Below are 22,341 nucleotides of genomic sequence, written 5' to 3' on the forward strand. Positions count from 1 at the left end.
CAATCAAGGAGGCGACATCAAGGAGGGTTCAGTGGGTGAGCCGCCCGGAACTGCCGTTGACAGGGCGCAATGCATCGCTGCTCAGGTTCCGAACGATTCACCGAGGAGGCTCCATAAGCTGACTTGCCCTCAGGATTCCTCCCAGTAATGGCCGGCAGCGCCCTTCACAAGAACTGGAAGACCTGTGCTCGAACCGACGTGATAGCTCTTGGCATGGGGCCCGTGGCTGGCACCGCCTCCAATGGACCATCCGCCTGCCCGCTGATCTGTGGATTCAGGAGGCCATCGGCTGTGGCGGCAAGGCAAAGCTGTTCCATCAAGATGATGACATCATCAATTCAAGGCCATGCGGGATTAGCCTTGAGTACTCCAATAGACAGAATGTCCGCACCTAATGGTGGCGGCTCAGAAGCTTTGAAATGCCATCATGCGTGAATCCAAAACATTTATCCGGACGATACCTGGGAGACTCTACTGGTTTTCCGCCAGACGATTTCTGGTTGGCACACGGTTACTTCGGGACATCTGGCTTTACTGGCTCTATCAATTCTCTTCGAAGAAGTTGCGCTTTGCCATCACCCACCCCTATGGACGTGCGGGAAATAACATTCAGCAGATACTGGCAGCCATCTCACACGCAGAGACTTTCCATGGAGTCGTCAAGATTGACGAAGAATTCCTTGAATCGTGTCGACTTTCAGGACTGATACGACCGTTCACCCTTGATTTCGGAGACCCTGATCAGTTGATTGATGGAGTCGTTAGACGGCGTTTTTTTCACTTCACTGAGTATGCCTTTGACGTCAGAGATTATTCTCGAATGCATTTCAGGACTGAGCTGCGTCCAAGGCGGGACTGCCTGCTTTCCCGACAGCATATGGAAGCCAGTCTTTGGCGAATCTCCCAAAGCTATCTTCGGCCCAATGTCATTGAGTCATCATTCCGCAGTCCGCCGCTATCCGACCATCTTGTGCTCCATCTTCGAGCCGGTGATGTCGGGAGTCTTTGCCATGATTATTACATCCCTAATCCACTTTGTTTTTATCGATGGCTGAGACAATTTCACGACAGCCTTCTGATTGTCATGGAGCCCGGTGAAGAGCATTTCATGGCTCAAGAGATCATTTCTCTGTTTCGCGCCGTTGAAGTGGTCTCCGGATCCGTGATCGAAGATTTTCAGCGGCTTCGATCCGCTAAGTATCTGGCCTCTTCAGGTGTCACAACATTCCCCATGGCCGCGTCGCTTCTCTCCAGCTGCCTGGACACCTATTACTGTAGCAACCTCTTTCTTGTGGAGCATTTGAATCCGAGGATGCTCACGGGAAGAAACGTTCATGTCAAGATGTTCAATCTCCCCGATTTTCAGAAGCTGTGGATGGGGAGTACCGATCGCATGGATCTCCTCATCCACTATGAACCTTCAAGATCCTTCCGGTCGGGCCCAGCACACTAGGTCAGGCCCCAGGGTTGCCACCTCATTCAGATGCCATCGAGGGAGGTCATCGAGCGAGCTGTGCTCAAGATTCCCCAGGGGAGTCCTGGCGGGACGTCCCCCCAGAAGTTTTGGGGCGATCACAGCTGAAACGCTTTGGATGCAGTCCTGCTTCAGTGCCGCAGCGGCGAGTTCAGGCCCGCATTCCCACAGCACCTGATTACACCCCAGCCCAGCGAGCTCTTCCATCAGGGCCCATGGTTCACACACCGTCAATGGACAGCCCATCACCCCACGATCGGCAAGTCCCTTCAGTAGTTGCATCTGCTCCGCGGAAAGATCGTTTGTGTGGCCGACCAGGGTCCTTGCCGATGTCGTGTCCCACAGGCGGGCCTTCTCCGGCAGATCCAGGCTCCGGCTCAGCACCACCCGCAAGGGTTCGGGATCGCGCTGACCCCGGCTGGTGAGCAGCGGATCATCGGCCCGGACCGTGCCGCCCCCCACGATCACCGCATCGCAGCGGGCCCGCAGCCGGTGCACCCACCCCCGGGCCGCCGGGCCGCTGATCCACTGGCTGGCGCCGTTGGGCAGGGCCGTGCGGCCATCCAGGCTCATGGCCCACTTGAGAATTCCCAGCGGTCGGCCGGTGGCCACCCGGTGCAGGAAGGCCCGATTGAGCCGGCGCGCCTCGGCTTCGCCCACCCCCTCGATCACCTCCAGGCCCGCCGCCCGCAGCCGGGCGATGCCGCCGCCACGCACGAGATGATGGGGATCGGCCATGGCCAGCACCACCCGGGCGATGCCGGCGGCGATCACCGCTTCGCTGCAGGGGGGGGTGCGGCCCTGGTGGCAGCAGGGCTCCAGGGTCACGATCAGGGTGCCGCCCCGGGCCCGCTCCCCGGCCTGGGCCAGGGCCCCTACCTCCGCGTGCGGGCCACCGGCGCGGGCGTGGAAGCCCTCCCCCACCAGCTGGCCGTCGGCGTCCAGCACCACGGCACCCACCAGGGGGTTGGGGCTGGTGTGGCCCGCCCCCAGAGAGGCCAGCTGCAGGGCCCTGGCCATCCAGGCGGTCCAGGGGGAGGGCCGGCTCACACCCCCGCCGCGTCCTGCAGGCTTCGCCATTCCGCCACCACGTAGGGCGGCACCGCCATCTCGTTGAACACCTTCGGCAGCCGCAGCCGCAGGGGCCGGTCCTGGTGCAGGTCGGCCAGCAGCGGCGCCAGGTCGAATTCCGCGGCGGCGGCACGGGTGTCGCCGGCCAGGGCGGCACTGGCCAGGGTCACGTCCTCGAGCTGCCAGGCCAGACGGCCACTGCGCACCTCCAGGTCGGTGGGGTGATCGATGCGCACCTTGCCGGGATAGCCCACGATCCGCAGCCGCAGGGGGCCGCCCGGCGGACCCTCCCTGTAGGCCACCACCTGCCAGCTCTGGTCGTCCAGGTCGCGCAGGCTCTCCAGGCTGCGCACCACCGGCGTGCCGTTCTCGTCCGGGTGGGCATGGACCAGAGCCAGGGCCGGTGCCGCCGCGGTGCCCAGCACCAGAGCCACGCAGAGGGTCACCAGCCAGGCCCCCGCCCCCCGCAGCGCTCTCCTCATGGCTGGCGCTCCGCACCGGGGATCGGCTGCCAGCCGGTGTGGGTGGCCCAGAGGGCCCAGATCGCCATGGCCCGCAGGTAGTGGCAGGCCCGGAAGGTGCCGGAGGCAGTGATCGCCTCCGGCGTGCGGAACTGCAGACCCCCCTCGTACACCTGGCGCACCACGGCGCCGCTGATGGCGAAGGCGGTGGCGCTCTGGCCCATCAGCCGGTAGTAGGCGGCCAGGCCGAAGTTGATGCCGGTCCACACCTCCAGGGGGTGGGTGCCCTGGGGATCGAGGGGTGTGCCGTCGCGGCGCAGGCCGTTGGCCACCCCCAGGCGACCGCCTTCGAAGGACTCGAAACAGGCCTGGCGGATCGCCCCCAGGGCGGAGAGGGCCCGCTCGTCGGCCACCACCGGCGGCAGGCCCAGCAGCCGGGCGTAGAAGTCGCCGCAGAGCTGGTCGGCCATCACCACCGGCGTACCGCTGCCGGCATCGATGGCGTAGTACTCGCCGTTCCAGAGCAGGGCGTCGAAGTTCCCCCGCGACTGCTCCAGCCAGCTGCCGAAGCGCCGCTGCTCCTCGGCGGTGTCCAGGCCCAGCTCCAGCTGGAGCTGCTGGCCGATGGCCAGGGCCGCTTCCAGGGCGGCGATCCAGAGGGCGCCGCAGTAGGCGCTCACCCCCTGCAGGGGCCAGTCGTCGAAGGTCTGGTCCGGGGCGCCGCCGTTGTCGGGCAGGCCGTCGTCGTTGATGTCGAAGCGCTTGAGGTAGTCGAGGGCGGTCACCGCCGCCGGCCAGCAGGCGGCCAGGAAGCGGATGTCGCGGCCCCCCGGTGCCAGGCTGTAGGTGCGCCAGACCTGCAGCACGAAGTCGCTCGCCAGGTCCTTCCAGAGGTTGCAGTCCTGGTAGGCGGTGTAGTTGGTGGCATCCCAGGGGCGTTCGTTGGGGGCGCCCAGATCGTGGGGGGTGGCCCCGGCCACCTTGCGGGGGGCCTCCACCCGGCCCCGTCCCTGGGTGAAGTACCAGCCGATCGGCCGCGGCGTGGCATCGGCGGCGGGGATGGCGCGGGCGAAGCTGCGCAGCACCGCCTTGTCGAGCTCGGGCCACAGCTGCAGCAGGGCGAAGGAGCCGTAGAGCCGCACGTCCAGGCTTTCGTACCAGGCGTAATCCAGGCACTCCAGCACCCCGAAGCGTCCCACCGGGTCGTCCGGAGTGGCGGCGGTCCAGAGGCTCCCCCCGCTGGCCAGGTCATAGAGCTCGTTGAGCAGGGCCATGCGCAGGGGCTCCGGCAGGTCGTGGCGCTGCACCACCGGCGCCTGCCAGGCCGCGATCGCCTCGCGCCACTGGCGCCAGTCCCGCAGGGCCTCGGCGGCGATGGCGGCGGCGTTGTCGCCGCCGCCGCCGAAGAAATCGGTGTGGCGCCGCAGGGCCCGGCAACCGGTGGCGAAGGCGGTGACCGGCAGATCCCAGCTGATCACCACCGGAATCTCGAGGCTCTGGCCGGGCTCCAGCCGGCAGCGCACCGCCAGGGCGGCGCTGGCGGGTTCGTGGGCCCGGCTGCGGCGGTCGTTGTCGCTTTCAGGGATGGAGCCGTCGCGGCTGAAGGGTGCCCAGATCTCCGCTCCGTCGCCGCTGGGATCCCAGCGGCTGCAGCGGAACAGCTCCACCCCCTCCAGGCCCGCCGTGGCCTCGTCGGGCACTGCCAGGCACCACTGGCCCTGGCCCTCGGCGATCGGTTCCGAAACGGCCCCCTCCAGAAGAACGCCGCGCAGACCGGGCGCGTCGACCTGCCGGTTGCGCTGGCCTTCGCTGGCGCCGATCGCCGGCACGTAGTTGTGCTCAGGACTGCCGTCGTCGCGGAAGTGGACCGCCGCCGCCGGGTCGGTGTTGGTGAACCAGCCGCTGGTGTTGCGCCAGCTCAGCAGCAGCGAGAGATCCAGCGGCAGGTCAGTGGGGTTGCGCAGCGTCCAGACGAAGACGGCGACGGGATAACTGGTGCGCCGGTAGTCACCGGGCAGGATCGGGCTGAAGGCTTCGCTGCTCACCTCGGCGGCGAACACGCCGGTGTGGTTCCAGGCGCAGACCGGGTAGCGGGCGGCCACGGTGCCGGTGCTGTGCTCGGGGGTGCTGGCGGGGTACCACTGCCAGGCGCTCAGAGGCGATGGGCTGTCACCGCCGGCCGCACCGCGGCTGTCGTCGCCGGCCGGCGACGTGGCCAGGGCATGGGCGCGGCTCGTCTGGCCGTCGCTTTCGAACAGGGCGAACTGGCAGTCGGGAATCTGCCCGAACCAGTGCTCGCCGCCATCGAGGTGCCAGAGGTTGAAGCTGCCGTCGGGGGCCCGGCCGATGCAGCCGGCGCCGAACCCCCCCAGGGGCATGCCGTGGTTGGGGCCGTCGTCGATGTTGCTGGCGTAGCGGACCGTGTAGGGCGTCTCCCAGCCCAGGCCGAAGGGTCGCTGCCAGCTGGCGGCGGGGGCCTGCCAACGGGACGGGCCACCGCGGCCCAGGTTCCGGAGGGCGGAGAGGCCGAACGGCGGCATCGGGGTGCTGAGGGTGGGCCCAGCTTGTCAGAGGCCCGCAGCCGCCGCGGAGCCGGCTGCCGCTGTCGGGGAGGGGCGGAAGCGCCGGTGGACCGCCGGTACCCTGCCTGCAATCGGTTCGATGGCGTGAATCCGCTGACGCGTCTTTTCGGTGCGGATCTCTTTCCGCAGCAACGGTCACCGGCCTACCGCCCGGAGATCGACGGGCTGCGGGCCGTGGCCGTCCTGGCGGTGCTGATCAATCACCTCGACGTCCGCTGGCTGCCGGGAGGATTCCTGGGGGTGGACATCTTCTTCGTGATCTCGGGCTACGTGGTCACCTCGTCCTTGCTGGCCCGCCATGACGAGAGCCGCTGGTCGTTCCTGCGTCGTTTCTATGCACGCCGGGTGCGGCGGCTGGTGCCGGCCCTGGTGGTGAACGTCTCGGTCGTATCGGTGCTGTTCTCGCTGTTCGTCTCCCCGCTCGATGATTTCTTCGCGCCGATCATGCGGACCGGTACGACCGCCCTGTTCGGTGTCTCGAATCTCTACCTGCTCCGGCAGGGCTCGAATTATTTCGCCACCGACAATCACTTCAACGTCTTCGTGCACACCTGGTCGCTGGGTGTGGAGGAGCAGTTCTATCTCGCCTGGCCGGCGGTGCTCCTGCTCTGCGGGCTCGGGGTGGCCAGCGGCGCCGGCGGCGGCCTGCGGCGGCTCAAGATCCTCAGCCTCGTGCTCCTGGTGGCCTCCCTGGCCCTCTATCTGGGGCTGAGCCTCGGCGGAAACCCCGAGCGGGCCTTCTTCCTCACCCCTGCCCGGTTCTGGGAACTGACGGCAGGCTGCGGGGCCTATCTGCTTCACCGGGGCAGTGGCAGTGCCCGCGACCTGGGCCAGCGGCTGGCCCTGCACCGCTGGCGCGGTCTCCTGAGCCTGCTGGCGTTGCTGGCCCTGCTGGGGTTGCTGCTGCTGCCGGAAGCCTGGCGGCTGGTCACCACCCTGGGCACGACGGCACTGACGGCGGCCCTGCTGATCCTGCTGCGGCCCACGGGCGGCATCGGCCGCTGGCTCTGCCATCCCCTCAGCCTGGCCATCGGCCTGGTCTCCTATTCGCTCTATCTCTGGCACTGGCCGGTGATCGTGCTGGCCCGCTGGACGGTGGGGGTCACCCCCCTGACCCTGCTGCCGATTCTGGTGGTGACCATCCTCTGCACGGCGCTCTCCTACCGGCTGGAGTGCCTGTTCCGCTACGGCCACCCCTCCCTTCCCGTTCTGGGGCCCACCGGGCTGGCCTATCCGGCGATGACCGTCCTGGCCACCGCCTTCACCCTGGGCCTCCAGGGTCCGCTGATGGGCCGTCTCTTCGCCGGCGAGCGGAGCCACACCGTCGGCGGCACGGTGAACATGAAGCGCATCGACGGCACGACCGTCGACACGGTGCACTGCTTTGAGGAACCGAACGATCCAGTGACGACCGACGACCGGCCCGCGCTCTGCAGGGCCCAGGGGGGACCGGGCCGGCCCACCCTGTATTTCCTCGGGGACAGTCTCACCCACATGCTGATCCCGCTCGGCGGCAGGATCCTGGCCGACGGCCGCTACAGCGTGGGCTTCCGGGCCCGCGGGGGTTGCCCGGTTCCCCACTTTTCGCCCTGGTCCGGGGCACGGCACGGGCTGGAGCGCTACCGCCACTGCCAGCCCTACGCCGCCGGGGAGCTGCAGCGTCTGCTGCCGCGCCTCGCCCCCGGCGACCAGCTCCTGCTGGTGTCCAACCTGGCCGGCTACTTCCACGCTCTGGAGGGGGAGCAGCGCCGACAGGCGGAGCGCTCCTACGCCACCGCCATCCGCAGCCTGGCCGCTTCCCTGGGCCAGCGGGGGGCGGGGCTGGTCATCGTGGCGTCGATGCCCACGTTTCCCACCAACCAGGTCAGCGGTCCGCTGACGCTCTGCCAGCGGGAGTGGTTCCGGCCCGCCTGGGCCACCGCCTCCCAATGCCGGCCCCTGCTGGTGTCCCGCCAGGGAGAGATCGACCGGCTGCGGCCCCTTGATGAGTTCCTCGAGCAGCTCGTCGCCACCACCCCGGGGACCGCTCTGTTCCGCCCCTTCGACAGCCTCTGCCCCCCCGGGGCGTCCTCCTGCTCCACCTACCGGGGGGACGTTCTTCTCTACAGCGATGCCACCCACCTCACCAACCCGGGGGTCCTGCTGCTCCACCCCCGGCTGATGGGGTTCCTGCAGGGCCTGCGGCCCCCGCAGCCCAGCCCCCGGGGCGGGGATCAGCCGCCTGCCAGCTGATCGTTGGCCAGTTCCTGCTCGATCAGGGCATCGAGGGTGACGGCACTGCGCACCAGCGACTGGTAGCGCTGCACCACCCGGCGGTTGCGCTCCAGCCAGCTGCCGGGATCCCCACCGCTTCCGAGCGGGCCGCCACCACTGCCCCGGTCGTCGTCCAGCAGTTCGAGATCGTCCTGGTGGGCCAGCAGGGCCAGGACCAGGGCATGGATCCGCTGACGTCGATCACTCATGGGCAGTGGGCCGGGGCGTGGCGGGCGCGCTTCCGGGAGCATCATGGCCAGCAGTGGTGTGGTGGCACGGCTGGAGGGTTCGCTGCTGGAGGTGCTGGGCACCGATGCCGCCGGGGTGAGGAGCCTCTCCCGCCACTGGCAGGACGAGATCCGCCGGGCCGATCTGGTGGCCGCGCCCCAGCGGTTGCTGGCGGATCTCGACGGCTGGTGCGCCCCCGGGCCGGGCCCTGAGCTGCTGGCCAGCGACCGGCTCCAGGAGCTCATGCCGCGGCTGCAGCAGGCCCTGGCCGAGGGGCAGCGGGTGCTGCTGCTGGCGAGCGGCGACCCCCTCTGGTTCGGCATCGGTCGCCTGCTGCTGCAGCACCTGCCCGCCGACCGCCTCCGTTTCCATCCCGCCCCCACCTCCCTGCAGCTGGCCTTCTCCCGCCTCGGCCGACCCTGGCAGGACGCCTCCTGGATCAGCCTGCACGGCCGGGACCCGGAGCCCCTGGCGGCGCGCCTGCAGCAGCGTCCCGCCGCCCTGGCGGTGCTGACCGATCCCGCCCGGGGCGGGGCCGCCGAGGTGCGCCGGATCCTGGCGGCCTCGGGTCTGGAGGCCGCCTACCAAGTCTGGCTGGGGGAGCGGCTGGGCCATCCCGCCGAGCGCCTGCTTCAGCTGGCCCCGACCGATCCCCTGCCGGAGGATCTGGATCCCCTGCACCTGGTGCTGCTGATCGCCGCCGAGCCGGCCCCGGTGGCGCCCGAGGCCCTGCCCCTGTTCGGCATCCCCGATGGCCACTGGCTGCAGCATGCCGATCAGCCGGGTCTGATGACCAAGCGGGAGGTGCGCCTCCAGCTGCTGGCGGACCTGGAGCTGCCCGAGCGTGGCGTGCTGTGGGATGTCGGCGCCGGGGTGGGATCGGTGGGGCTGGAGGCCCTGCGGCTGCGGCCGTTCCTGGAGCTCTGGGCGGTGGAGCGCCGGGCCGGGGCCGCGGCCCTGATCGGCGCCAACGCCGAACGGCTGGGGGTGCGGCCGGCGGGGGTGCGGGAAGGGGAGGCCCCTGCGGCCCTGGAGGATCTCCCCGACCCCGACCGGGTGCTGATCGGCGGCGGCGGCAGGGGGCGGGTGGCCCTGCTGGCGGCGGTGCTGGCCAGGCTGCGGCCCGGTGGCATCGTGGTGCTGCCCCTGGCCACCCTGGAGGCCCTGGCCCAGTTGCGACCCCCGCTGGAGCAGGCCGGCCTGGGGGTGGGCGTCACCCAGATCCAGGCCTGGCGGGGGACCCCCCTGGCGGAGGGCACCCGCCTGGCCCCCCTCAATCCGGTGCTGGTGCTGAAGGGTTCACGCCCGCCAGCGGTGTGATCCGCACGGGGGTGCCCACGGCGATGCCCAGGGCGGCGGCCTGGCCGGCCCCCAGCTCCAGCACGCCGTCCACCGGCGTGTCGGGGCCGTAGCTGCGGCAAGGCAGCTGCATGCAGGGGGGGACGGCGCTTTCGATGGCGACCACCCGGCGGTCTCGGATGAACAGCATGTCGAGGGGGGACGGGGTGCGGTGCATCCAGAAGCGGGCCAGGGCCGGCGGGGCATAGGGGAACCACATGCCCCGCAGGGACGGCAGCGGTGGCCGCATCTGCAGGCCCATGGCGTACTGGCGCTCACCCCGGGGCACCTCCAGCTGGATGCAGCGGGCCGGCGGCGGCCCCTCCAGGCACCACTGGGCCGTGATGGGCAGGACCTGGGGTGGGACCTGGGAGCGTCCCGGCTCCGCGCCGCAGCCCACCAGGGCCAGCGAGGCGGCGATGGGCCAGGCCAGGCTGAGCAAGGGCCTCATGGCAGGCCCCCAGCGGGGGGCCGCCCATCGCTGAGGCTGTAGCCGCGGCCCCGCACGGTGTGGATCAGCCGCCGCTCCCCCTCCTGCTCCAGCTTCTGGCGCAGGTAGCGCACATAGACCTCGATCACGTTGCTGGCCCCTCCCCCCTGGTCGGCCCAGATCTCCTCCAGGATTTGCTCCCGGCTCACCACCGCTCCCCGGTGACGCAGCAGCAGCAGCAGCAACTGGTATTCCCGGGCCGTGAGGGTGAGCTGGCGCGGGCCGCGCCAGGCCTGCCGCGCCACCGGATCGACCCGCAGGTCGCCCACCTGCAGCAGGGCGGACACCGGCACGGGAGAGGGGGCCGCACCCCTGGGCCTGCCCAGGTGCAGCCGCAGGCGGGTGAGCAGGTCGCTGGTGCCGAGGCTGGGCAGCCAGAAATCATCGGCGCCGCACTCCAGACAGTGGCTGCGGCTCTCCACATCGTCGCGGGCGATGCCGAGCAGCAGGGGGCGGGCCCCCAGCCGCCGCCGCAGTTCTGGGATCCGTTCCTCACTGCCTGTCGACAGCACCACCGCCGCCACCGCCGTCGCGGAGGGGTCGTCCGCCTCGGGCTGCTGCAACAGCGCGCGGTAGCCGGACACCTCAAGCCGCGGGGCCAGGCCGGCGGCCTCGGGCCCCAGCAGCAACACCAGGGTCGGATCGGCGGAGCTGGTCACAGCGGCGCATCGGCGTGGTTGCCGGCGGGCTTGGCCACGTGGGGCAGGCCCCAGCCCAGCTTGTTGCGCAGCACCTGGAAGAATTCGTGGTCGGCCAGGCGCACGAAGCGCACCGGGTGGTCGCTGCGGCGCACCAGCACCCGGTCCTCGGGCCAGACGTAACAGCCGGCGCTGCCGTCCACCACCATCATCAGCCGCTCGGGGGTGGCGGGAAACACGGTCACCGGCTCCCGGTCGCTGAACACCAGGGCCCGGGAGGCGAGGGAATGGGCGGCGATGGGAGTCAGCTGCAGCACAGGACAGTCCGGGCTGATCACCGGCCCGCCTGCGCTCAGGGCATAGGCGGTGGAGCCGGTGGGGGAGGAGAGGATCACCCCGTCGGCAGCGATGTCCACCGGGGCGTGGCGGCCGATGGCGACCTCGAAGTGGCACATGCTGGTCAGGGGCTCCCGGTGCAGGGCCATCTCGTTGAGGCAGAGCACCTCCCAGCGCCGCTGCTCGCCGCGCATCACGCTCACCACCAGCATCGAGCGTTCCTCGATGGTCCAGTCGCCGGCCACCACCTGGGCCAGGGCCTGGTCGAGGTCCTTGAGGTACGCCTCGGCCAGGAAGCCCAGATGGCCGGTGTTGATGGTGAGGATCGGCACGCCGATCGGGGCGGTCTGGCGGGCGGCGGAGAGCACGGTGCCATCCCCCCCGAGCACCAGGGCCAGGGCCATCTCCTGATCGAAGCTGGCTGGAACGCAGGCGGCGTAGCCCCTGGAGCGCAGGTGCTGGTCGGGGTTGGCGAAGCCCACCACGCCGCCCGAACTGCTGACCCGCGCCACCTCCAGGCCGGCCGCGGTGAGGCGGGCCTCGATCAGGTCGGCGGTGCTGATCGCCAGATCCTTGCCGTCGTTGACGATCAGTCCGACCCGGGGCACCGATCGCAGGCGGTTGAGCCCCTCGAGTTTATGGGGGGAGATCAGAACTGCTCCAGGAAGCGCAGGTCGCTGCTGTAGAGCCGGCGGATGTCGTCGATGCCGTGGCGCACCATGCAGAAGCGCTCGACGCCCAGGCCGGCGGCGAAGCCGCTCCAGCGCTCCGGATCGATGCCCAGGCCCTCCAGCACCGCCGGATCGACCATGCCGCAGCCCATCACCTCCAGCCAGCGGCCCCGCCACTGCACGTCCACCTCGGCGGAGGGTTCGGTGAAGGGGAAATAGCTGGCCCGGAAGCGCACCGGCAGATCGCCGAAGAACCGCTGCAGGAAGGTGGTGACCGTGCCGCGCAGGTGGCTGAAGTCGAGTCCCTCGTCGAGAGCCAGCACCTCCACCTGGTGGAACACCGGCGAATGGGTGGCATCGACCGCATCGCGGCGGTAGACCCGGCCCGGGGCGATCACCCGCACCGGCGGCGGGTTGGCTTCCAGGTGGCGGATCTGCACCGGGGAGGTGTGGGTGCGCAGCAACCGGTCGCCCCCCAGGTAGAAGGTGTCCTGCATGTCACGGGCGGGGTGGTGCTCGGGGATGTTGAGAGCGGTGAAGTTGTAGTGGTCGGTCTCGATCTCCGGCCCCTCCGACACCCGGTAGCCGAGACCGGCGAAGATGTCGACGATTTCCTCGATCGTGCTCTGCAGGGGATGGCGATGGCCCGGCGGCACGTAGCTGCAGGCAGCGGTCACGTCGAGCCTCTCCCGCTCCAGCCGTTCGGCCATGGCGGCGCTGCGCAAGGCCTCCAGCCGCTCGCTCAGGAGCCGCTGCACCTGCTCCTTGAGCACGTTGGCCCGCTGGCCCACCAGGGGCCGCTCCTCTCCCGGCAGCCGGCCCATGGCCCCGAGCACTCCGGAGAGGCGACCCTTCTTGCCCAGCAGACCCACCCGCAGGTCTTCGAGGGCCGCCGCATCGGCGGCGGCGGCGATGGTGGCAGCCGCCTCCGCTTCCAGGCACTCCAGCTGGTCGGTGAGCTGCTGCAGGCTGACGGTGGCGCTCACGGTACGGATCAAAGAAGGAAACGACTGTAGGCAGCAGCGTCTAACTTGCCGCCAGTCCCCCTCTGCCCAGGGCTGATGGCACCGCTCCGGATCCTGATCAGCAACGACGACGGGGTTTTCGCCGACGGCATCCAGGCCCTGGCCGCCGAAGCCGCCGGCCGCGGCCACCTGGTTTCGGTGGTCTGTCCCGACCGGGAACGGTCCGCCACCGGCCATGGCCTCACCCTGCAGACGCCCCTGCGGGCGGAGCGGGCCGATGAGCTGTTCGCCGCCGGTGTCACGGCCTGGGCCTGCAGCGGCACGCCGTCCGATTGCGTCAAGCTGGCCCTGTTCCGGCTGCTGGAGCAGCCCCCGGATCTGGTGCTCTCCGGCATCAACCACGGCCCCAACCTCGGCACCGACGTGCTCTATTCCGGCACGGTCTCAGCGGCCATGGAGGGGACGATCGAGGGTCTGCCGGCCCTGGCGGTGAGCAGCGCCGATTTCCACTGGCGCCGGTTCGAGGCGGCCGCGGCCCTGGCCCTCGACGTGGCCGAGGGCCTGCACGCGGCCGGCTGGCCCGAGGGGCTGCTGCTCAACCTCAACGTGCCCCCCCACCCCGCCGAGAGCCTGGGTCCGCTGCGCTGGTGCCGCACGGCCGTGCGCCGCTACATCGACCAGTTCGAGAAGCGCACCGACCCCCGGGGCCGTACCTATTACTGGCTGGCCGGTGAGGTGGTCGATGATCTCGAGGGCACCGGAGCCGGCCCGGCTGACTGGCCCACCGACGTGGCCTGGGTGCGGCAGGGCGGCTCTTCCCTCACCCCCCTGCAGCCCGAACTCTTCTGGCGTGGTTCGATCCCTTCCCTGCCCGCCCTGGAGGCCGTCGGCCGCAGTGATCAGCTCCTGCGGTAGACCCGCTGGAGCAGCCACAGGCTCAGGATCAGGGCGATCACGTGGGCGAACAGCACCTGGGTGTTGCTCAGCACCGAGAGCATCTCGATCGAGGTGATCGGCAGCCCCACCACCCGGCCGCCGCTGCCCGGTGTCGCCTGCAACTGGGCCCCGAGGAAGCCGGGCACCTGCTGGGAGGCCTGCACGAACAGGCTGCCGGCCAGGGCCTGGTAGCCCACGGCGGCCAGGGTCAGGCCGGCCACATCGGCCACCAGGCCCCGCTTCACCAGGCGGGAGGTCTCCCCCTTGCTGGGCCGGACCGGGCTGGCCAGGGCACGGCCGCAGCGCACCACCAGCCAGGATTGCCACAGACTCCAGAGCAGAACCAGGAACGAGAGGGTGGTGAGGGAGAGGCCGGGCCCCAGCCCCAGGGCGCGAGAGGAGTTGGCCGCCAGCCGGCCACCGATGTTGTTGAACATCAGCACCACCACCACCACCACCCCGAGGGCCAGCTGGACCCAGAAGCGCACCCAGCCCGTGCGGCGGAGAGCATTGGCCATGCGCTGCAGGTCCAGCTGGTCGGCCATGGAGAGGGGAACGGCGACTCCAAACTTGCCATGGGAGGATCCTGGCGGCGAGGGCGCACGCCTTTGATCCCGCTTCACGATCCCCAGGACGCCCTGCGCCCCACCGCCATCGCCCTGGGCAGCTTCGATGGGCTGCACCAGGGCCACCGTCGCGTGATCGCCGCGGTCACGGACTCTCTGCTGCCGGGGGACGAGGTCGTGGTGCCCACCGTGGTCAGCTTCTGGCCCCATCCCCGGGAGGTGCTTCACCGGGAACCCCGGCTGCGTCTGGATCTGCCCGAGGAAAAGCTCACGCTGCTGGAACCCCTCGGTATCCGCCAGCTGGTGCTGGTGCCCTTCACCCTGCCCCTGGCGGCGCTCACTCCGGAGCAGTTCGTGGTCCAGGTGCTGGCGGATCGGCTCCAGGCGCGGCGCATCGCCGTGGGAACCAACTTCCGCTTCGGGGTCGCCCGCAGCGGCGATGCCGACGACCTGGCCCGCATCGGCGCCGCCCACGGCATCGACGTCCGCGTGGTGCCCATGCTCTGGGATGGGACCGAGCGGGTCAGCAGCAGTCGCATCCGGCGCGCCCTGGCGGCCGGCGACATCGGCGAGGCCGAACGGCTGCTGGAGCGTCCCTACCGGTTCAGTGGCCAGGTGGTGAGCGGCCGGGGCCTGGGCCGGACCCTGGGCTGGCCCACCGCCAACCTGCAGGTGGACGGTCGCAAGTTCCTGCCCCTGGAGGGGGTCTATGCCGCCCTGGCCTGGCGTGATGGCGACGAGCCGGCGATGGCGGCGGTGATGAACCTGGGCCCCCAGCCCACGGTGGATCCCCTGGCTCCCTCGGCGGTGGAGGTGCACCTGCTCGACCGCCGGCTCGAGCTGGCCGGGGCGCGGCTGACGGTGCAGCCCCTGCGGCTGCTGCGGCGCCAGCAGGCCTTCGCCAGCCTTGAGGATCTCAGCGCTCAGATCCGGCGGGATGCGGACCAGGCCCGGCAGGACTGCCTTGCCCGGGATGGGGTGCTCTGAGCCGCCCGCCGCTGCCCACCCCGCGCGAATCTGTCCCATACCCTGGAGAGCTCACCTGCCCCGGTCCGGTGACGTCTGAGTCCCCCATCCCGTCGCCGCCAGGCCTCGAGCGCGCCGCCATCGACCGGTTGCTGGACGCCAACCTCGACCGGGCCCGGGAGGGGTTGCGGGTGCTCGAGGACTGGGCCCGCTTCGCCCTGGATCGCCCCGATCTGGTGGCCCGCAGCAAGGATCTGCGCCAGCGCCTGGGAGGGCTGCACCGCGACCGCTACAAGCGGGCCCGCCACACCGCCAGTGACCCGGCCGCGGGCATGGCCCATCCGGCCCAGGCCGAGCGAGCGGACGGTGCCGCCGTGCTGGCCGCCAACGCCGCCCGGGTGCAGGAAGCCCTGCGGGTGCTGGAGGAGTTCGGCCGCCTGGAGGATCCCCTGCTGGCCAGCGAAGCCGCGGCCTGCCGCTATGCCCTCTACGACCTGGAGGTGGACCTGCTCCAGGCCGGTCGGGGCGGCGACGAGCGCCGGGCCCTGCTGCGCCGCTGCCACCTGTACCTGGTCACCCGTCCGGAGCCGGACCTGGAGGGCGTGGTGGCCGCCGCCCTGGCGGCCGGGGTGCGGCTGGTTCAGTACCGCGCCAAGCCTGAGGATGGCGGCCTGGCCGGGGCCCCCGCCGACGACCGGGCCCGCTTTGCCCAGGCCGGCGTCCTGCGGGAGCTCTGCCATCGCCACGGTGCCCTGTTCCTGGTGAACGACCGCATCGACCTGGCCCTGGCGGTGGGGGCCGACGGCGTGCATCTGGGCCAGGGAGACCTGCCCCCCTCCGTGGCCCGTCGCCTGCTGGGACCGGAGCGGCTGATCGGCCGCAGCACCCACCGGCTCGAGGAGCTGCGCCAGGCGGTGGCCGACGGCTGCGATTACGTGGGCGTGGGGCCGGTGAACGCCACCCCCACCAAACCCGGCCGGGAGCCGGTGGGGCTGGCCTACGTGGCCCAGGCGGCGGCGGAAAGTCCCCTGCCGTTCTTCGCCATCGGCGGCATCGAGGTGGCCAACCTGGCGGAGCTGCGCCGCGCCGGGGCGGATCGGGTGGCGGTGGTGCGTGCGATCACGGCGGCGGAGCAGCCGGCCGCCGCCGCCGCCGCCCTCCTGGCCGGTCTGGAGACCGCGGCATGAGGACAGATCCGCAGGAGTCGGGAGCCGAACCGCCCGGTATCGGGGAGATCCGCCTGCAGGTGAACGGCGAGGAGCGCCGCTGTCCTGCCGGCCTGCGGCTCGACGCGATGCTGCTGGCCCTGGGCTACCAGCCCCGTCTGGTGGTGGTGGAGTTCAACGGCAAGATTCTCGGCCGGCATCACTGGTCGACCCAGGAAGTGGTGGAATCCGATGTGCTGGAGGTGGTCACCATCGTGGGGGGTGGTTCCTAGATTCCAGCCATTGCGATGGCTGAGATGATGGGAAATCGCCTGCTTCGGCGTCTGGCCGGCCTGATGGTCCTGCCCCTGCTGATGGCTGGCCTGCTGGTCACTGCGCCCCAGCCGGCCCAGGCCGCCAGCGGCGGCCGCATCGGTGGCGGCAGCTTCCGCTCGGCCCCCTCCATTCCCCGCAGCTACGGCGGTGGTGGTGGGTATGGCGGCGGTTACGGCGGTGGTTACCGGGGCGGCGGCATCGGCTTCCCCTTCATCGTGCCGATCTTCGGCTTCGGGGGCGGAGGCCTGTTCGGCTTCCTGATCCTGATGGCGGTGGTGGGCGTGGTGGTCAACGCCCTCCGGGGCGGCGGCGGCGGCTCGGGCCTGCCGGGTTCCGGTTCCGCCATGACCTATCAGGCCCGCCCTGACGGCCCCGTCTCGATCGCCCAGATTCAGGTGGGGCTGCTGGCCTCCGCCCGTGACCTCCAGAACGACCTGCGGCGCCTGGCCGGCGTGGCGGACACGTCCAACAGCACCGGCCTGCAGAGGGTCCTGCAGGAAACCAGCCTGTCCCTGCTGCGCCACCCCGATCTCTGGGTGTACGCCAACGGCGAGGTGGGCCAGGTGCCCTTCGCCAGCGCCGAATCCACCTTCAACCGGCTCTCGATGCAGGAGCGCAGCAAGCTGGAGCGGGAGCTCACCGCCAACGTGGCCGGTCGCCGCTTCAGCGAGCCTGCGGCCGTGGCCCCCGGAGTGAGTGATGCCACCAGCGATTTCATCGTGGTGACCCTGCTCGTGGCCAGCCGCAACCGAGTGCCCATCAAAGGGGCCCGCTCCGCCGAGGACCTGCGGGATTCCCTGCAGAAGCTGGGGGCCGTGAGCGCCGATGATCTGCTGGCCTTGGAGGTGATCTGGCAGCCGGAGGGTGCCGGCGAGGTGCTGAGCACCGAGCAGGTGATCACCGCCTATCCCGAACTGCAGCACCTCTGACCTCCGAGGCCTTGCCTGGCCAGCCTCGGGCACCCACACTGCGGTCCAGACGCATGCGATCCGATGGTTCCGCGCCGGATCAGCTGGGTCAACACCACCGTGCTGCTCGAGGCCATCGAACGCTACGAACAGGGACGTCTGCCCCGCTCCCTCACCCTCTGGCTGCAGGCCGTCCTGGAGATGGATGGTCCGCCCTCAGGACCCCTGCGCCCCGGTGGCTGACGGGACCGTCCCGGCCGTCAGCTGCAGGATCCGCAGGGCCGCCATGGCCGCTCCATAGCCGTTGTCGATGTTCACCACGGTGAGGCCGGGAGCGCAGCTGGCGAGCATGCCCATCAGGGCCGCCTGACCCCCGGCACTCACGCCGTAGCCCACCGAAACCGGCACGCCGATCACCGGCTGGGGCAGCAGGCCTGCCAGCACGGTGGGCAGGGCTCCCTCCATGCCGGCGCAGGCGATCAGCACCCGGGCCCGGCGCAGTCCCTCCAGCTGGCCCAGCAGCCGGTGCAGCCCGGCAACGCCCACATCCAGCACCAGGTCGCTGGCCACCCCGTGGCAGGCCAGAGCCAGACGGGCTTCCGCCGCCACCGCCCTGTCGCTGCTGCCGCCGCTCAGCACCGCCACCCGGCCCAGGGAGGGGTCGACAGGCGGCGGATCGGGCCAGGTGAGGCAGCGGGCCAGAGGATGGTGCACAGGCAGGGCGATGCTCCCCGTCCCGTCGCCGCGAAGGGCCAGTTGCCGCTCCACCGCGGCGGCCTTCTCCGCCGACACCCGCGTCACCAGCGCCAGCTCCCCTGCCTGCCGCAGCCCCTGGATGACCGCGGCGATCTGCTCGGCGCTCTTGTGCTCCCCCCACACCGCCTCCACCATGCCCAGCCGCTGGCGGCGGCCCAGATCCAGCCGGGCGTCCCCGCTGAGGTCATCCCCGCTCACGGCATCTCCCTGGCGCTGGGGACCCTGGACCTGGTTGCACCCATGGGCTCAAGCTCGCCGGCGAATACCAGTGGGAAGGGGTTGGCGCCCCCGGCGGAGCCGGATCCGGAATCGGTGGCCAGGGCCCGGCGGGCCGCGGCCTCGAAGCGGCCCTGCACCGCGGCGATCTCGCGCTCCGGGATGGCCAGCCACTGATGGCGGCTGTGCCAGTGGATCAGCAGGACGCCCTCCTCCCGTTCGGCATCCCAGAGCAGTTCCCGGCCCAGGAAGCCGTCCTTGCGCTGCAGCCAGGGTTCCCAGGTTTCCTGTTCCGCCTGCCGCCAGGCCTGGCGGGCATCTGCGGGCACGCTCACCCGCAGGAGCTCGACCACGGGCGCCCCGTCGGGGTTCCGGCCCTGGGCAGGGGGTTCAGTGCTGCGGGCGAAGCCATCGCCGGGAAGACCCGCCAGCACGAGCACCACCAGCCAGAAACGGATCAGCAGGCTAAGCAGCCCGCCTGGAAGACGTCGACTCATGGCAGCAGCAGCAGGGCCACGGCGTGGCTGGCGATGCCCTCCTCCCGGCCCGTGGGCCCGAGCCCCTCGTTGGTGGTGGCCTTCACCCCCACCAGGGTTGGATCCAGGCCCATGCGGGCGGCGATGGAGGCCCGCATGGCGGTGATGTGGGGCCGGAGCCGGGGCCGTTCGGCCACCACCACCGTGTCGACGTTGAGCACCTGCCAGCCCCGCTCCCGCACCAGCTCCATCACCCGCTCCAGCAGCATCAGGCTGTCGGCCCCCCGCCAGCGCTCGTCGTCGGGCGGAAAGTGGCTGCCGATGTCCCCCAGGCTGAGGGCCCCCAGCAGGGCATCCATCAGGGCGTGGACGAGCACATCGGCGTCGCTGTGGCCGTCCAGCCCCAGGCCCTCCGGATGCTCCAGGCGCACCCCGCCCAGGATCAGGGGGCGGCCGGGCACCAGGCGGTGGATGTCGTAGCCGTTGCCGATGCGCAGCTGCATGGGGGGCGGGTGATGCAGCCCCAGTGTCGTCGGCCGGACCCTGCGGTGCGAACCGGGAGGCCGCTGCCAGACCCGAAGGCTCAGGCCTGCGGCCCGTTCTGCCAGCGGGCATGGAGGTCCGGCCGCCGCTGGCGGGTGCGGGCCTCCTGCTGCTCCTGGCGCCAGCGGGCGATGGCGCCGTGGTCGCCGCTGCGCAGCACCTCCGGCACCGCCATGCCGCGGAACTCGGCCGGCCGGGTGTAGTGGGGGTGCTCGAGCAGCAGGCCGCTGTGGCTCTCGTCCTCCAGGCAGTCGGGGGAGCCCACCGTGCCGGGAAGCAGCCGCACCACGCCGCTGATCACCACCAGGGCGGGCAGTTCGCCGCCGGTGAGCACGAAGTCGCCCAGGGACACCTCCTCGTCCGCCAGGGCCCGGATGCGTTCGTCGAAGCCCTCGTAGTGGCCGCAGAGCAGCACCAGCTGGTCGTGGTCGCTCGCCCAGCGGCGCAGGTCGCTCTGGTGCAGCGGCCGCCCCTGGGGGCTCATCAGCAGCACCCGCCGCCGCGGCAGCACCGGGATCGCCTCGAACGCGGCGTAGACCGGCTCGGGCTTGAGCACCATGCCTGCGCCGCCGCCGTAGGGCACGTCGTCCACCTTGCGGTAGCGATCGGTGGCGTGGTCGCGCGGGTTGTGGGTGTGGAGCGTGGCGATGCCGGCGGCGAAGGCCCGGCCGATCACCCCCAGCCCCAGCAGGGGCGTGAAGGCGTCCGGCACCAGACTCACCACGTCGAAGCGCATGCTGGATTCAGCCGGCGGGCCGGCTGAGTCGCCGGATCTCGGAGCTGAAGCTGGCCTGGCCCGGGCGGCCGTCGGCGCGGTGCTCGACGCTGCTGCGCAGGCGCAGGTTCGCCTTGGTGAACCAGATCCGCTCCTTCACCGTTCCGTTCTCCCGCTCGCTGGTGAGCTCCAGGCTGCCGTCCGGCCACAGCTGCCAGTGGCCGCCGGTGACACCGCCATCGGCGGCGCTCCCCTGGAAGCGGCCGTCCGGGCGGAACTGCAGCCGGTGACGGCCGCCGGCGGGCGGGGTGATCTCGAGGCCGCCGGGTTCCCCCTGCTCCTCCGGGGCCAGGTAGGCCACCTTCAGGTCGCCGCGCTCGGAACTGTGCCAGCTGGCCTCAGCCTCGGGGGCGGCGGCCGGGGGCTCCTCGAGGCGGAAACAGCTGCGCAGCGAGAGCCATTCGCCGGCACAGCACACCAGGAAGGCCTCGATCGTCTCGGGGGGAAAGGGGGCGATCACGGGCGGGGCGGGGGGCTCGGTCGCGCTGGTCACGGCAGGGGCGGCGGGAGATCGGGACGGTCGGGCCCTGGGGGGATCCTCGCAAACCCCGGGCCACCGCGGTGCGTCCGCGGAACCGAGGGGCAGGGGTCAGTCGCCCCGGTAGCCCAGCTCGGCCAGCCTTCCTGGATGGCTGCGCCAGTTCGGCACCACCTTGACGAACAGCTCCAGATAGACGGGGCCGTCGAACACCTTCTGCATCTGCAGCCGGGCCCCCTGGCCGATGGCCTTGAGCATCTGGCCGCCCTTGCCGATCAGGATCCCCTTCTGGCTGCTGCGTTCCACCAGCACGGTGGCCAGCACGGCCGTGCGTTCCTTGCCCTTGCCGCCTGCCTCGTCCTCGACGATCCGCTCGATCCGCACCGCCACCGAGTGGGGCACCTCCTCGCGGGTGAGGCTGAGCACCTGCTCGCGGATCAGTTCCGCCAGCAGCAGCTGTTCCGGCTGATCGCTGACCGCGTCGGCGGGATACAGCATCGGCCCCGGCGGCAGGTCGGCGGCCAGGGCCTCCACCAGGGCCGTGCAGCCGTCCCCCCGGAGGGCGCTGCAGGCATGCAGGGGCCAGTGGCGGGGGCGCTCGGCATCCGCCTCCAGCAGTTCCCGGTAGGTGGCGGCCAGATCCTCGGCGTCCGCCCCCACCCGGTCGCTCTTGTTGAGGGCCACGTGCACCGGCACCCGGCTGTGGCGCAGCAGGTCGACGATGAAACCGTCACCGCGGCCGGCCGGCTGGCTGGCATCCACCAGCAGCAGCACCACGTCCACCTCGCCGATGGCCCCGCGGGCGCTCTGCACCAGCCGCTCCCCCAGCAGGTGGTGGGGCTTGTGGATGCCGGGGGTGTCGAGCAGCACCAGCTGGGCCGACGGGGTGGTGAGGATGGCCCGCAGCCGGTTGCGGGTGGTCTGGGCCACGGGGGAGGTGATCGCCACCTTCTGGCCCACCAGCTGGTTGAGCAGGGTGGATTTGCCCACGTTGGGCCTCCCGATCAGGGCCACGAAGCCCGAGCGGAAGGGTGCGTCCGGGGTCGACGCCAGCGGTGCGGCCCCTTCGGAAGGGTGGGCATCGTCGGGGCTGGCGGTCGGGGCGCTCGGGTCCATAGCCTCAACACTGCCAGCCCATGGGCCCCGCCGCCCACACGCCGCCATGACCGATGCCGCTCCCCTGACCGACACGCCGCTGCAGCCCACCTTTCCCCAGGCGATGGAGATCACGGCCCAGTGGCTGGGGCTCTGGGAGGCGGGGGAGCTCAGCGACGAGGTGCTGGCTGACCGGGTGGGGGAACTGGTGGCCAGTCGGGATGGCGCCCGGGGGTTCTTCGTGGTGAGCCTCACCGGCGACGCCCCCCTGATGGACCGTCTGCCCGAACCGCTGGTGGCCTCCCTGCGGCAGGCCGGCGAGGGGGTGGTGGATCTCACCGCGCGCAACCTGGCGATGAGCACGGCCATGACCCTGCACCACAGCCGTTCGGGTGACCAGGAGCACCAGGCCGGGTCGGAGCGGGTGCAGCTGCGCAGCACGGAACTGCTGCGTCAGCTCGAACCGGTGGCGGTGAAGCGGCGTCTGGAATCCCTTCTGGCGGCCGCAGGGGACCGGGAGGACCCTTGCCATGCCGTGGTGGCGGACAGGGCGTTTCTCGACCGATGGGGATATGACGCCGAGCAGAGGCTGGCCATCGCCGCAGCGATCGAAGCGGTGGCCGAAGCCTGAGGCAGCC

25 protein-coding genes are annotated in these 22,341 nt (G+C 70.9%); 10 read left to right on the forward strand and 15 right to left on the reverse strand.

Annotated features, from left to right (window positions below; genetic code table 11):
- Positions 1-427: 427 nt before the first annotated feature.
- Positions 428-1,453, forward strand: a complete 1,026-nt coding sequence (locus KUG41_RS03620; RefSeq protein ID WP_216901188.1) for a hypothetical protein — start codon at positions 428-430, stop codon at positions 1,451-1,453.
- On the opposite strand, the gene ribD is transcribed toward KUG41_RS03620, so the two are convergent.
- From ribD to KUG41_RS03635, 3 genes are read right to left on the reverse strand one after another with little or no spacing between them, the layout of a single operon-like run.
- Positions 1,421-2,554 (reverse strand): bifunctional diaminohydroxyphosphoribosylaminopyrimidine deaminase/5-amino-6-(5-phosphoribosylamino)uracil reductase RibD, encoded by a 1,134-nt coding sequence (ribD, locus tag KUG41_RS03625; RefSeq protein ID WP_371734015.1) that lies wholly within the window; start codon positions 2,552-2,554, stop codon positions 1,421-1,423. The two genes, KUG41_RS03620 and ribD, sit on opposite strands and share 33 nt — an antisense overlap.
- Positions 2,521-3,027 (reverse strand): DUF3122 domain-containing protein, encoded by a 507-nt coding sequence (locus KUG41_RS03630; protein ID WP_216901190.1) that lies wholly within the window; start codon positions 3,025-3,027, stop codon positions 2,521-2,523. Before KUG41_RS03630 ends, ribD begins: the two co-directional genes overlap by 34 nt.
- On the reverse strand, positions 3,024-5,546 hold the full coding sequence (locus KUG41_RS03635; protein WP_216901192.1) for a GH116 family glycosyl hydrolase: 2,523 nt from the start codon (positions 5,544-5,546) through the stop codon (positions 3,024-3,026). Before KUG41_RS03635 ends, KUG41_RS03630 begins: the two co-directional genes overlap by 4 nt.
- A gap of 126 nt (positions 5,547-5,672) precedes the next feature.
- Here KUG41_RS03635 and KUG41_RS03640 point away from each other — a divergent pair, with 126 nt between their 5' ends.
- Entirely contained in the window at positions 5,673-7,820 is a 2,148-nt protein-coding gene (locus KUG41_RS03640) for an acyltransferase family protein (protein WP_216901194.1), read from the forward strand.
- Here KUG41_RS03640 and KUG41_RS03645 read toward each other — a convergent pair.
- Positions 7,802-8,050, reverse strand: coding sequence for a hypothetical protein (locus KUG41_RS03645; RefSeq protein ID WP_216901196.1), 249 nt, complete (start codon positions 8,048-8,050; stop codon positions 7,802-7,804). The genes KUG41_RS03640 and KUG41_RS03645 overlap by 19 nt on opposite strands.
- Positions 8,051-8,093: 43 nt before the next feature.
- On the opposite strand from KUG41_RS03645, the gene cbiE reads away from it, so the two are divergent.
- Entirely contained in the window at positions 8,094-9,389 is a 1,296-nt protein-coding gene (gene cbiE, locus KUG41_RS03650) for a precorrin-6y C5,15-methyltransferase (decarboxylating) subunit CbiE (protein ID WP_216901198.1), read from the forward strand.
- Here cbiE and KUG41_RS03655 read toward each other — a convergent pair.
- Genes KUG41_RS03655 through pheS form a run of 4 tightly spaced genes read right to left on the reverse strand, consistent with a single transcriptional unit; the run spans position 9,343 to position 12,528 of the window.
- Positions 9,343-9,858: a DUF192 domain-containing protein gene (locus KUG41_RS03655; RefSeq protein WP_216901200.1), complete on the reverse strand. Its 516-nt coding sequence runs from the start codon at positions 9,856-9,858 to the stop codon at positions 9,343-9,345. The genes cbiE and KUG41_RS03655 overlap by 47 nt on opposite strands.
- Entirely contained in the window at positions 9,855-10,556 is a 702-nt protein-coding gene (locus KUG41_RS03660) for a response regulator transcription factor (protein ID WP_216901202.1), read from the reverse strand. Before KUG41_RS03660 ends, KUG41_RS03655 begins: the two co-directional genes overlap by 4 nt.
- Positions 10,553-11,479 carry an NAD(+) kinase gene (locus tag KUG41_RS03665; protein ID WP_216901204.1) on the reverse strand — a complete coding sequence of 309 codons (927 nt, stop codon included), beginning with the start codon at positions 11,477-11,479 and terminating at the stop codon, positions 10,553-10,555. Before KUG41_RS03665 ends, KUG41_RS03660 begins: the two co-directional genes overlap by 4 nt.
- Before the next feature lie 41 nt (positions 11,480-11,520).
- Positions 11,521-12,528 carry a phenylalanine--tRNA ligase subunit alpha gene (gene pheS, locus KUG41_RS03670; protein WP_216901206.1) on the reverse strand — a complete coding sequence of 336 codons (1,008 nt, stop codon included), beginning with the start codon at positions 12,526-12,528 and terminating at the stop codon, positions 11,521-11,523.
- Between the two features lie 75 nt (positions 12,529-12,603).
- Here pheS and surE point away from each other — a divergent pair, with 75 nt between their 5' ends.
- Positions 12,604-13,422 (forward strand): 5'/3'-nucleotidase SurE, encoded by an 819-nt coding sequence (gene surE / locus KUG41_RS03675; protein WP_216901208.1) that lies wholly within the window; start codon positions 12,604-12,606, stop codon positions 13,420-13,422.
- Here the strand turns inward: surE and KUG41_RS03680 are convergent.
- Positions 13,407-13,988, reverse strand: coding sequence for a DUF3611 family protein (locus KUG41_RS03680; RefSeq protein ID WP_216901210.1), 582 nt, complete (start codon positions 13,986-13,988; stop codon positions 13,407-13,409). The two genes, surE and KUG41_RS03680, sit on opposite strands and share 16 nt — an antisense overlap.
- Before the next feature lie 63 nt (positions 13,989-14,051).
- Here KUG41_RS03680 and KUG41_RS03685 point away from each other — a divergent pair, with 63 nt between their 5' ends.
- The 5 genes from KUG41_RS03685 to KUG41_RS03705 all read left to right on the forward strand — a co-directional run bounded on the left by KUG41_RS03685 (position 14,052) and on the right by KUG41_RS03705 (position 17,607).
- Entirely contained in the window at positions 14,052-14,996 is a 945-nt protein-coding gene (locus tag KUG41_RS03685) for a bifunctional riboflavin kinase/FAD synthetase (RefSeq protein ID WP_216901212.1), read from the forward strand.
- An 86-nt stretch (positions 14,997-15,082) separates the two neighbouring features.
- Complete coding sequence (locus KUG41_RS03690) at positions 15,083-16,162, forward strand: thiamine phosphate synthase (RefSeq protein WP_371734020.1); 1,080 nt, start codon at positions 15,083-15,085, stop codon at positions 16,160-16,162.
- Positions 16,159-16,413 carry a sulfur carrier protein ThiS gene (gene thiS / locus KUG41_RS03695; RefSeq protein WP_216901214.1) on the forward strand — a complete coding sequence of 85 codons (255 nt, stop codon included), beginning with the start codon at positions 16,159-16,161 and terminating at the stop codon, positions 16,411-16,413. Before KUG41_RS03690 ends, thiS begins: the two co-directional genes overlap by 4 nt.
- 27 nt (positions 16,414-16,440) lie before the next feature.
- On the forward strand, positions 16,441-17,385 hold the full coding sequence (locus tag KUG41_RS03700) for a DUF1517 domain-containing protein (protein WP_216901216.1): 945 nt from the start codon (positions 16,441-16,443) through the stop codon (positions 17,383-17,385).
- Positions 17,386-17,448: 63 nt separating this feature from the next.
- Entirely contained in the window at positions 17,449-17,607 is a 159-nt protein-coding gene (locus KUG41_RS03705) for a hypothetical protein (protein WP_216901218.1), read from the forward strand.
- Here the strand turns inward: KUG41_RS03705 and larB are convergent.
- The 6 genes from larB to era form a co-directional block, all read right to left on the reverse strand.
- Positions 17,581-18,318, reverse strand: coding sequence for a nickel pincer cofactor biosynthesis protein LarB (gene larB, locus KUG41_RS03710; RefSeq protein ID WP_371734016.1), 738 nt, complete (start codon positions 18,316-18,318; stop codon positions 17,581-17,583). The two genes, KUG41_RS03705 and larB, sit on opposite strands and share 27 nt — an antisense overlap.
- Positions 18,315-18,833 carry a TIGR03792 family protein gene (locus KUG41_RS03715; RefSeq protein WP_216901220.1) on the reverse strand — a complete coding sequence of 173 codons (519 nt, stop codon included), beginning with the start codon at positions 18,831-18,833 and terminating at the stop codon, positions 18,315-18,317. The genes larB and KUG41_RS03715 overlap by 4 nt, the downstream gene beginning before the upstream one ends.
- Complete coding sequence (ispF, locus tag KUG41_RS03720) at positions 18,830-19,315, reverse strand: 2-C-methyl-D-erythritol 2,4-cyclodiphosphate synthase (protein ID WP_216901222.1); 486 nt, start codon at positions 19,313-19,315, stop codon at positions 18,830-18,832. The genes KUG41_RS03715 and ispF overlap by 4 nt, the downstream gene beginning before the upstream one ends.
- Positions 19,316-19,395: 80 nt before the next feature.
- Complete coding sequence (gene trmD, locus KUG41_RS03725; protein ID WP_216901224.1) at positions 19,396-20,091, reverse strand: tRNA (guanosine(37)-N1)-methyltransferase TrmD; 696 nt, start codon at positions 20,089-20,091, stop codon at positions 19,396-19,398.
- A 7-nt stretch (positions 20,092-20,098) separates the two neighbouring features.
- A complete protein-coding gene (locus KUG41_RS03730; protein ID WP_216901226.1) occupies positions 20,099-20,623 on the reverse strand; it encodes a phycobiliprotein lyase in 525 nt (174 codons plus the stop codon).
- Positions 20,624-20,719: 96 nt separating this feature from the next.
- Positions 20,720-21,724: a GTPase Era gene (gene era, locus KUG41_RS03735; protein WP_254216800.1), complete on the reverse strand. Its 1,005-nt coding sequence runs from the start codon at positions 21,722-21,724 to the stop codon at positions 20,720-20,722.
- A gap of 46 nt (positions 21,725-21,770) precedes the next feature.
- Between era and KUG41_RS03740 the strand changes: the two genes are divergently transcribed.
- The gene (locus KUG41_RS03740) at positions 21,771-22,334 is read left to right on the forward strand and encodes a hypothetical protein (protein ID WP_216901228.1); all 564 of its coding nucleotides are present in this window, start codon (positions 21,771-21,773) and stop codon (positions 22,332-22,334) included.
- The last annotated feature ends 7 nt before the right edge of the window (positions 22,335-22,341 follow it).

The sequence above is a fragment of the Synechococcus sp. CCY 9618 genome (assembly GCF_019038415.1).
Classification (GTDB): Bacteria; Cyanobacteriota; Cyanobacteriia; order PCC-6307; family Cyanobiaceae; genus Cyanobium.